Source organism: Desulfothermus sp. (assembly GCF_053993635.1).
Genome location: NZ_JBMYBT010000069.1, coordinates 65,301 through 75,065, shown reverse-complemented (window position 1 = coordinate 75,065; position 9,765 = coordinate 65,301). Strand labels below are relative to the sequence as shown.

Here is a 9,765-nt window from a genome sequence, read left to right as displayed (position 1 = left end):
TGAACCAGAGAAAAAAAATTAAGGCTGAAACCATTATTACCTGTCATATGAATGCTGACTTTGACTGTATTTCTTCAATGGTAGCCGCAGGTAAACTCTACCCAGGGGCTGTTTTGGTCTTTCCTGGAACTCAGGAAAAATCTATGAGGAATTTTTTTATTCAAAGCACAACATATTTGCTTAATTTTTATTCAATAAAAGATATTGATCAGGATGCAGTTAAAAGGGTTGTTATATGTGATACAAGACAGAAATCCCGCGTGCCCCACATAAGACAAATTCTGGAAAAGGGAGATGTTGAAGTCCATGTTTTTGATCACCATCCTGATACAGAAGAAGATGTTGATGCTGATAAAAAAGTGGTAAAAGAAATAGGTGCAGCTACTTCTATTTTGGTATCAATAATAAAAGATAAGGGAATTCATATTACTCCTGAAGAAGCAACTATAATGGGTATGGGAATTTATGAGGATACAGGGGGGTTTTTGTTTTCATCAACAAAACCTGAGGATCTTGAGGCTGCAGCCTGGCTTAGAAAAAAAGGTATGGATGTGGTCTTGATTTCAGAGTTTATGCACAAGGACTTAGATGCTGTGCAAGTGTCTCTTTTAAATGATCTTATTGAGTCCCTTACTAACCACAATATTAATGGTATTGATATATACATTGCAACAATTTCAACCGATTCATATGTGAAGGATTTTGCAGTTGTTGTCCATAAATTGATAGAAATAGAGAACATTTCAGTCCTCTTTGTCATAGCAAGGATGCAGGATCGTATTTTTGTTATAGCAAGGAGCAAACTTCCCAATGTGGATGTTGGAAAAATTTGTGCGTCATTAGGTGGTGGTGGACATCCTTATGCTGCTTCAGCCACTATAAAAGACAAAACTTTGTCTCAGGTGGAAGATGAATTATTTGGTTTACTTTATTCCCACATAAATCCAGAAATAAAAGTATCCTTTTTGATGTCATCACCTCCAAGGTGTGTCACTGAAAAAGAGCCCCTAGCAAGGGCTGCCCATATTATGACTCATTATGGTTTAAAGGCAGTTCCTGTTCTAGACAAGGAAGGGGGAAGGTGTGTTGGAATTTTAGAACATCAAGTGGCAGAAAAGGCAAGTTCCCATGGATTGGGCAATTTGCCTGTGGCTGAATATATGAGGACAAACATATCCACTGTGAAACCCAAGGACAGTTTATATAAAGTAATGGAGATTATAATTGATCAGCGTCAGAGGCTTGTTCCTGTAGTAGAAAATGACAAGGTGATTGGAGTGGTGACCCGTACAGATTTAATAAACTGGATGGTAGAAGAGCCAGCCAGGATACCAGAAGCTTTTTTGCCTGAAAAAAGACAAGACAAAAACATAAAATCCCTTATGAGAAGTAGACTGCCTGAGCCTATATTTAATATTTTAAAAATGGCTGGTGAGCTTGGTCAGAAACTGGGATACAATGTCTATGCAGTGGGTGGGTTTGTGAGGGATATACTTTTGTCTCGTCCTAATCTGGACATTGATATAGTAGTTGAAGGAAATGGTATTAAATTTGCTGCAAGGTTTGCCAAAGAGTTAGGAGGAAGGATCAGGGCCCATAAAAAGTTTCAAACTGCAGTGGTAATTCTGCCAGATGGACAGAAGATAGATGTTGCCACAGCAAGGTTGGAATACTACGAGCATCCAGCAGCACTTCCAACAGTGGAACTCTCTTCAATAAAATTAGATCTTTTTAGAAGGGATTTTACAATAAATGCCTTGGCCATTGAATTAAATCCAGAAAATTTCGGAAAACTCGTTGACTTTTTTGGTGGCCAAAAAGACATAAAGGAAAAAAAGATTAGGGTCATACATTCACTTAGTTTTATCGAAGATCCAACAAGGATACTCCGTGCCCTTAGATTTGAACAGAGGTACAATTTCACACTGGGTGTGCAAACAGAAAGATTGATTAAAAATGCCTTAAAGTTGGATATGCTTAATAAACTTTCTGGTAGCAGGATATTTCATGAGTTAAAACTAATCCTTGAAGAGGAAGATCCAATTCCCTGTCTAAAGAGGATGGAGTCCTTTGACATATTATATAAAATTCATCCAGTATTAAAATTAAACAACAAGAAAATTAGGATATTAGAGGAAATAAAAAAGGTTTTAGATTGGTATTCCCTTTTATACACATCTCCTTCGCCCACAAGATGGGTGGTCTTTTTTTTGGGTCTAACTTATGAGTCAAATACAGTTGAGCTCAGTTCTGTTGCCAATAGATTGAATTTATCTAAAACTCAGACAGAGCTTCTAACATCAATTGCAGAACAAATAAAGAGTGTTGGACAACGACTATATGAGTATCAAAAAAATCGAGGTCCACTTAGTGATTTATACTTTATTTTGTCTCCTGTGCCTGTGGAGGGAATTTTATTTTTGATGGCATCATCAAAATTAGAGCAGATAAAAAAGATAATTTCTCTATATTTGAGCAAATTAAAGGATATGAAAATAGATATTACTGGATATGATTTGAAGAGTATGGGTATAGTCCCTGGTCCCCAATACGGATATATTTTAAAGGAAGTCCTTAAGGCAAAGATTGATGGAAAGGCACCACACAGAGATGCCCAATTAGAGTTGGTAAGAAAATTAGTTGGAAAAAACGCCTAATTTAAATTTGTCCCGTTGGACCAAAACTAGTTGTTATTAAAGGATTTATCAGATTGAAAGGTAAATATTTATAATATTCAACAATTAATCTAACTTTGGTAAAAACTTTGACAAACTTAGGCCAAATACGGTAACGGTTGCCTGTTTTTGTCTTAAATAAAGTTGCATTTTTAGGTAATTCTTAGTATTAACACCAATTAGTCTGCTTGATTATTGTTTAATATTTTTTTTAATTTAATAAAAAAATGGGAGGTATTCTATGAGAAACAAGGTCGTTATTTTCCTTTTGGTATTGCTTAGTTTGGCAAGTGTTGGTTTGGCAAAGAAACGGACAATTGTATTTGCTGTGGATGCAACATGGCCACCTATGGAGTTTGTAAATGAACACAAACAGATAGTTGGTTATTCAATCGATTATATGACTGCTGCAGCAAAAGAGGCTGGCTTTATTCCAGTATTTAAAAATGTGGCATGGGACGGTATTTTTGCTGGGCTTGCTGGTGGAAATTATGATGCAATATGCTCTTCTGTTAGTATAACTGAAGAGAGAAAAAAGACCATGGATTTTAGCATCCCATATTATAAAGTAAGACAGGCATTGGTTGTTCCAGTGTCCAGCCAGGCAAAATCACTGGAAGATTTAAAGGGCAAGAAGGTTGGCGCCCAAATTGGAACAACTGGTTATTTTGCTATTAAAAAGGTAAAAGGCGTTGTTGCTAAGTCTTATGATGAGATAGGCCTTGCCATGCAGGATTTAATAAACGGTAATCTAGACGGCGTAGTATGTGATGATCCTGTGGCAGCCAATTATGCAAAGCAAAAACAGGGGTTTAAAGACAAGCTAAAAATAGCAAGTATTATTGAGACTGGTGATGTTGAATACTATGGTATTGCAGTTAAAAAGGGAAATAAGGAAGTTTTGGATTTAATAAATAAGGGAATAAAGGCAGTAAAAGAAAAGGGTATTGAAGCAAAATTAATCAAAAAATGGATAAAATAAATTGATTTCTTATAGGGCTTGGGTATGCCATGTCCTATTTATGAGGGATATGTATGGATGAGAAAAAAACAACTGAGGTGAAAATTGAAGTAACAGATGGTGCAGCTATACCTATAGAAAAGGATGAAGGTCTGTTTACTGCCTGGAGGATTGCCTTTTTTGGGTCAATAGGGATTATTATTGCTCTGTGCGTAATTAAGCCAGATCCCTATCTTGAGATTTTGAAGTTTGTCCCAGACGGAGTGGTGGTGACCTTTGAGGTCACTATTATCTCAATAGTTTTGTCTTTTTTTGTAGGACTTTTAACTGGACTTGGAAGGATATCAAAAAATAGGGCCATTAATCTTATTGCTTCCACTTATGTGGAGGTAATAAGGGGAATTCCTCTATTGGTCCAACTTTTTTATATATATTATGCGGTTGGGAGTTTTACGAGGATTCCGCCTTTTTTTGCCGCTATTTTGGCCATGACAATTTGTTATGGGGCATATATGGGAGAGGTGTTTCGTGCCGGCATAGAGTCCATTGATAAAGGTCAGACAGAAGCTGCCATGTCCCTTGGTTTTAACAAGAGACAGACCATGTTATATGTGATCCTGCCCCAGGCAATGAGGACCATTTTACCGCCTGTTGGAAATGAATTTATAGCCCTTTTAAAAGACACCTCCCTGGTATCTATTATAGCTGTTGCAGATTTGCTTCGAAGAGGAAGAGAATATGCAACATCTACTTTTCATTATTTTGAGACATTTACGATGATTGCGCTTATTTATTTGGTTATAACCCTGCTTTTGTCTAAATGTGTAAGCTATATGGAGAAGAGACTAACGCCCTATGAATAAAAAAGATGCAATAATAAAAATAGAACACGTGTATAAGTATTTTGGACAGTTTTTGGCCTTAGAAGATATTAATCTGGATGTGTTTAAACAGGAAAAAATAGTAATAATAGGGCCAAGTGGTTCTGGAAAGTCCACACTTCTTAGGACAATCAATCAACTTGAAAAAGTGACATCTGGGAAAATAATTGTTGATGGAGTTGATGTTACACAGCCTGGTGTGGATTTAAATAAAATCAGGACTTCTCTAGGTATGGTGTTTCAAAGTTTTAACTTGTTTCCCCATAAGACTGTGCTTGAAAATCTCACCCTGGCACCCATTAAATTAAAAAAATTGTCAAAAGAAGAGGCAGAAGAGATAGCCTTAAATCTTTTAGATAAAGTGGGTATTAAGGATAAGGCAAACAATTATCCAAAACAACTCTCTGGAGGACAGCAACAGAGGGTGGCCATTGCCAGGGCCCTTGCAATGAATCCAAAGATTATGTTATTTGACGAGCCAACATCTGCACTGGATCCTGAAATGATTGGTGAAGTATTAGATGTTATGAAGGATCTGGCAAAAGAAGGGATGACAATGGTTGTTGTTAGCCATGAGATGGGGTTCGCAAGGGAGGTTGCAGACAGGGTAGTTTTTATGGATAGTGGAAAGATAGTGGAAGTTGGAACGCCTGAACACTTTTTTAAAAATCCAATCCATCCCAGGACAAAACAATTTTTGAGTCAGATATTATAAGGTTGGTTGCTTATGCGGATATCTGTAATTGGTGCTGGTGAGTGCTGCCCAACAATATATAACGAAGCAATGGCCTTGGGCAGACTTTTGGCCAAAGAGGGCTTTTTAATTGTGTGTGGTGGACGTGGAGGAGTAATGGAAGCAGTTGCCCAGGGTGCTGCCATGGTCGGGGGTACTACTATTGGAATATTGCCAGGTAGAGATGTAAAAGAGGCAAATAGATATATTACTTATCCAATAGCAACTGGCCTTGGAGAGATGAGAAATTTTTTGGTGGTTTTAAATGGAGATATTGTTGTGGCTGTATCTGGTGAATATGGCACATTATCTGAGATTGCCCTTGCCAAAAAAATAGATAGACCAGTAATAGCACTTGGTAGGTGGAAAGAGATTAAAGGGGTCATACCTGCCAAAGACCCAAGAGATGTTATTCGCATAATAAGAAAGATAAAAAAAATTTGAGTGGGAGCTAGTATTTATGAAGAGATTATTTGCACCCTGGAGGATTGAATATATTTTGGGTCCTAAACCAGATGAATGTGTGTTTTGCATAAAGGATTTTTTAGATGAAGATGAAGAAAGATTAATTTTATGGAGAGGAGAATTTTGTTTTGTCATTATGAATAAATTCCCTTATAGTTCAGGACATATTATGGTTACGCCTTACAGACATGTGTATTCTTTAGATGAACTTGCACCTGATGAGCTAAATGAGATGATGCTGGTGTTGTCTAAAAGTGTCACTATATTAAAAAAGGTATTTAATCCCCATGGGATAAATATTGGACTAAATATAGGAGAGGCAGCAGGGGCCGGGATAGAAGAGCATCTACACTTTCACCTTGTGCCTAGATGGAAGGGCGATCACTCCTTTATGGCCCTTTTTTCTGAGACAAACGTAATTCCAGAGCACTTGGCTAAAACTTATAAGAAATTAAAACCCCATTTTGATGGAGTTAAATTTTAATAACTATAAAAAATAAGGGAGTTTACTATGAAATTTATTAAAATGCTTTTTTTTCTAATTGTCTTTTTATGTGGTATAGTATTTTTTATTCAAAATTCAGTTTTTATTACTGAGAAAATAGCATTAAATTTTGACATCTTTGGCATAAAATGGGCTAGCGGTCCAATACCCCTTTATGTATATTTGCTAACTGGTTTTGCCTTAGGTGCCATTGTCTCTTTTTTATATCTTTTAGGGGAAAAGTTAAGGCTGAGTGCAGAAGTTAAATCCTTGAAATCCAGGGTGAGACAGTTAGAAGAAGAGCTCGCTCAACTGGCTCCTGAAGAAGAGGAGGTAGGTGAGGAGCAAGAAGAATAAATGTTTAGCCATGAATCTTTACTACTTTTCATTTTAGTTAGTTTGGATAGGTAGATGGGTGGATATTATTAATCCCATCTACCCTTACTCCCTTCATCCATAATCTCATTTATCCAAATTATTAAGGCACATCTATGACTGCTCAAAAGAAATTAACTCCAATGCTCACACAGTATCTCTCCATAAAAGAACAGTATCCTGATGCCCTTCTTTTTTTCAGGATGGGGGATTTTTATGAGCTTTTTTTTGAAGACGCTGAAATTGCATCCAGGGAATTACAAATTGCATTAACTTCCAGAAATCCTAATGATGAAAATCCTGTTCCTATGTGTGGAGTGCCTTTTCATGCTGTTGATGAATATTTAAAGATACTTCTTGAGAAGAACTATAAAGTGGCAATATGCGAGCAAGTAGAAGATCCAAAAAAGGCAAAAGGACTTGTAAAAAGGGCTGTGACAAAGGTACTCACTCCTGGAGTGATAGTAGAAGAATCTACTTTAACTTCTAAAAACAATAATTTCCTGGCATCTATTTTTTTTAATAACTCAAACTCAATTGGGGCCGCCACCTGGATAGATTATTCAACAGGTGAGTGGCTTGGTTTTTATTCAAAGGACCTAAAAGAGATATGGAAGTGGATATGTAAGGTAAACCCCGCAGAAATAATCTGTCCTGAAAACTACTACCTCCCTTCTGAATATTCCCATTTAAATCCAAAAATCACTTATCTTCCGAAAATGATGTTTGATTTTAAAAGGGCAAAAAAATTAATAGATCAACATTTTTTAGGGGATAACCTAATTTTACCACGAATTGACGCAAAAAAAGAACTAATCCAAGCCTGTGGCGGGATTATTCTCTATCTAAATAAGACCCACAATGAAAATTTCTCACACATAAAACCGATAAGGATTATAAATCTCGACAAATTTTTGATAATTGATGAGGTGAGTGAAAGAAATTTAGAGTTATTTCAGACCCTTGATGGTAAACGGGGTGAAGGAACATTGCTCTATTTATTAGATAAGACCAAGACCCCTATGGGTGGTAGATTTTTGGTAAATAGGCTTAAATACCCATTAAGAGATTTAAAAGAGATAAATTTTGATTTAGATGTTGTTGAATTTTTTGTTAACAACTCTAAATCATTAGAAGATTTAGTTGAAAATCTTAAAGAGATTAGTGATCTAGAAAGACTTATAAATAGAATTTTTTTAAATAGGGCAAATCCACGAGATTTCTTTTGGCTTAAAAACAGCCTTAAAAAACTACCTGGTATTTTAAATGTATTATCACAAAATGTTACGCTGCCTGATAGATTAAAAGAAATAGTCTCAAACTGGGACAACTTAGATAATCTATATAATCTATTAGATAATGCAATAAAAGACAATCCACCACACATTATAACTGATGGCGGGATATTTAAACAGGGATATAATGATGAGCTTGACGAGTTAATTGAATATGCAGAACATGGAGAGTCAAAACTAAGAGAGTTGCTCAGAAAAGAGCAAGAACAGACATCAATTTCCAAATTAAAACTGGGTTATAATCGGGTATTTGGATATTATTTTGAGGTGCCAAAGAGTTACAAAGGCCCTATTCCAGAGTATTTTATAAGAAGACAGACCTTGGTTAATAGTGAAAGATACATAACAGATGAGTTAAAGGAGATTGAAGATAAGATATTGACCAGTGAGGAAAGACGAAAATCATTGGAATATAGATTGTTTTTAGAATTAAGAGATAAGGTAGTTGCATATAGGGACAGGGTATTGAACATGTCTTCTATTTTGGCACAACTGGATTTTTATGGTGCCATGGCTATTTGTGCAAAGAAATATAACTGGAATAGGCCTCAGTTAAGTGAAGATATAAATATACGGATAAAAGAAGGAAGACATCCAGTAGTAGAATCATTTATTGGGAGCAGTAATTACATTCCAAATGACATAGAAATAAATGATGAATCAAAGATACTCTTGATAACTGGTCCTAACATGGCAGGAAAATCTACAGTTTTAAGGCAAGTTGCCTTAATCTGTATCCTTGCTCAGATGGGATCTTTTGTGCCAGCAAAACAAGCCCATTTAGGGATTTGCGATAGGATTTTTACAAGGGTGGGCGCCTCAGATAAGCTTGCACTTGGACAATCTACCTTTATGGTGGAGATGTTAGAAACTGCTCGTATATTAAAACAGGCAACCAAGAGGAGTCTGGTAATTTTAGATGAAATTGGAAGGGGAACAAGCACCTTTGACGGACTTTCCATTGCATGGGCAGTGGTGGAATCTTTAGCAAATAAGTATGGTGGAATAAGGACACTTTTTGCAACACACTACCATGAGTTGACGGATTTAGAAGGAAAGATTAAAGGCCTTAAAAATTTAAATATTGCTGTAAAGGAATATAAAGGAGACATAATTTTTTTGAGAAAATTATTGCCTGGTCCTGCTGACAAGAGCTATGGAATTGAAGTTGCAAAACTGGCAGGTCTTCCAAAAAATGTTATAAACAGGGCAAAAGAGATTCTTGAGATGTTGGAAAATAGAATGGTGAAGGTGCAGGGAAAAAAAGTAAAGAAAAGACATTCTTTCGTGCTCTTAGATGAGGTAATTAAAAGAAAGGAAAAAAATGTAATTAAGGAAACTTCATCTTATGATGGAGATCATCCCATATTAAAGGAGCTTTTTATGTTAAATCTGGATAACATTACTCCAAAAAAGGCATTGGAAATATTATATACGTGGAAGGAGAAGTTAAGTGAAAAAAAACAGTTATAAATTATTTTGTATCTTTTTCATATTGATTTTATTTTTTTCTTGCGGAAGAAAAAAGTGGCCTACACCTATAACAGATGAAGATACATTTAAATTTGGAAAAATTGTAGTCTATAAAAAGAATGATTGTCTAAATATAAATGGAAATATCATAGGTAATACAAAAAATATAAAAGAGCTTTTGTTAGAGGTAGAAGAGCTTAGTTCATGTATTAAATGTCCATTTAAACCTACCCTTAGGATAAGATATCCCCTTTCCTCTAAGTATTTACATCTAAAACATAATTCTTTTTTGTTGACATACTGCAAAAACAAAGGACATAAAGTCTCAAGGCTAATGATTGTGGGTATAAATAAATTCAAGGTGTTGGAGCCAGTTTTTTCTGAAATTATTGTTGTAAAAAATTTAGATGGGGAGAAGTAGTG

General features: G+C 35.7%; 9 protein-coding genes. All 9 read left to right on the top strand.

Translation table 11 applies throughout. The features are described from left to right. A partial coding sequence (locus ACY2V1_RS05745; protein ID WP_461833841.1) for a CBS domain-containing protein occupies window positions 1-2,657 on the top strand: 2,657 nt, incomplete at its 5' end. A 259-nt stretch (window positions 2,658-2,916) separates the two neighbouring features. Next, a complete protein-coding gene (locus ACY2V1_RS05740) occupies window positions 2,917-3,657 on the top strand; it encodes a basic amino acid ABC transporter substrate-binding protein (protein ID WP_461833840.1) in 741 nt (246 codons plus the stop codon). 53 nt (window positions 3,658-3,710) lie between these two features. Next, a complete protein-coding gene (locus ACY2V1_RS05735) occupies window positions 3,711-4,499 on the top strand; it encodes an amino acid ABC transporter permease (RefSeq protein WP_461833839.1) in 789 nt (262 codons plus the stop codon). After that, a complete protein-coding gene (locus ACY2V1_RS05730) occupies window positions 4,492-5,232 on the top strand; it encodes an amino acid ABC transporter ATP-binding protein (protein ID WP_461833838.1) in 741 nt (246 codons plus the stop codon). The genes ACY2V1_RS05735 and ACY2V1_RS05730 overlap by 8 nt, the downstream gene beginning before the upstream one ends. Before the next feature lie 12 nt (window positions 5,233-5,244). After that, window positions 5,245-5,694, top strand: coding sequence for a TIGR00725 family protein (locus tag ACY2V1_RS05725; protein ID WP_461833837.1), 450 nt, complete (start codon window positions 5,245-5,247; stop codon window positions 5,692-5,694). A 16-nt stretch (window positions 5,695-5,710) separates the two neighbouring features. Further along, window positions 5,711-6,199, top strand: coding sequence for an HIT family protein (locus ACY2V1_RS05720; RefSeq protein WP_461833836.1), 489 nt, complete (start codon window positions 5,711-5,713; stop codon window positions 6,197-6,199). A 27-nt stretch (window positions 6,200-6,226) separates the two neighbouring features. Next, a complete protein-coding gene (locus tag ACY2V1_RS05715; protein WP_461833835.1) occupies window positions 6,227-6,556 on the top strand; it encodes a LapA family protein in 330 nt (109 codons plus the stop codon). 134 nt (window positions 6,557-6,690) lie between these two features. Then, on the top strand, window positions 6,691-9,342 hold the full coding sequence (gene mutS, locus ACY2V1_RS05710; RefSeq protein WP_461833834.1) for a DNA mismatch repair protein MutS: 2,652 nt from the start codon (window positions 6,691-6,693) through the stop codon (window positions 9,340-9,342). Then, complete coding sequence (locus ACY2V1_RS05705) at window positions 9,323-9,763, top strand: hypothetical protein (protein WP_461833833.1); 441 nt, start codon at window positions 9,323-9,325, stop codon at window positions 9,761-9,763. The genes mutS and ACY2V1_RS05705 overlap by 20 nt, the downstream gene beginning before the upstream one ends. Window positions 9,764-9,765: the final 2 nt, after the last annotated feature.

Bases quoted from the DNA above. Each gene is read 5' to 3' on its own strand.
- ACY2V1_RS05740 (WP_461833840.1), top strand. From the start codon at position 2,917: ATGAGAAACAAGGTCGTTATTTTCCTTTTGGTATTGCTTAGTTTGGCA.
- ACY2V1_RS05715 (WP_461833835.1), top strand. From the start codon at position 6,227: ATGAAATTTATTAAAATGCTTTTTTTTCTAATTGTCTTTTTATGTGGT.
- mutS (WP_461833834.1), top strand. From the start codon at position 6,691: ATGACTGCTCAAAAGAAATTAACTCCAATGCTCACACAGTATCTCTCC.
- ACY2V1_RS05730 (WP_461833838.1), top strand. From the start codon at position 4,492: ATGAATAAAAAAGATGCAATAATAAAAATAGAACACGTGTATAAGTAT.
- ACY2V1_RS05725 (WP_461833837.1), top strand. From the start codon at position 5,245: ATGCGGATATCTGTAATTGGTGCTGGTGAGTGCTGCCCAACAATATAT.
- ACY2V1_RS05735 (WP_461833839.1), top strand. From the start codon at position 3,711: ATGGATGAGAAAAAAACAACTGAGGTGAAAATTGAAGTAACAGATGGT.
- ACY2V1_RS05720 (WP_461833836.1), top strand. From the start codon at position 5,711: ATGAAGAGATTATTTGCACCCTGGAGGATTGAATATATTTTGGGTCCT.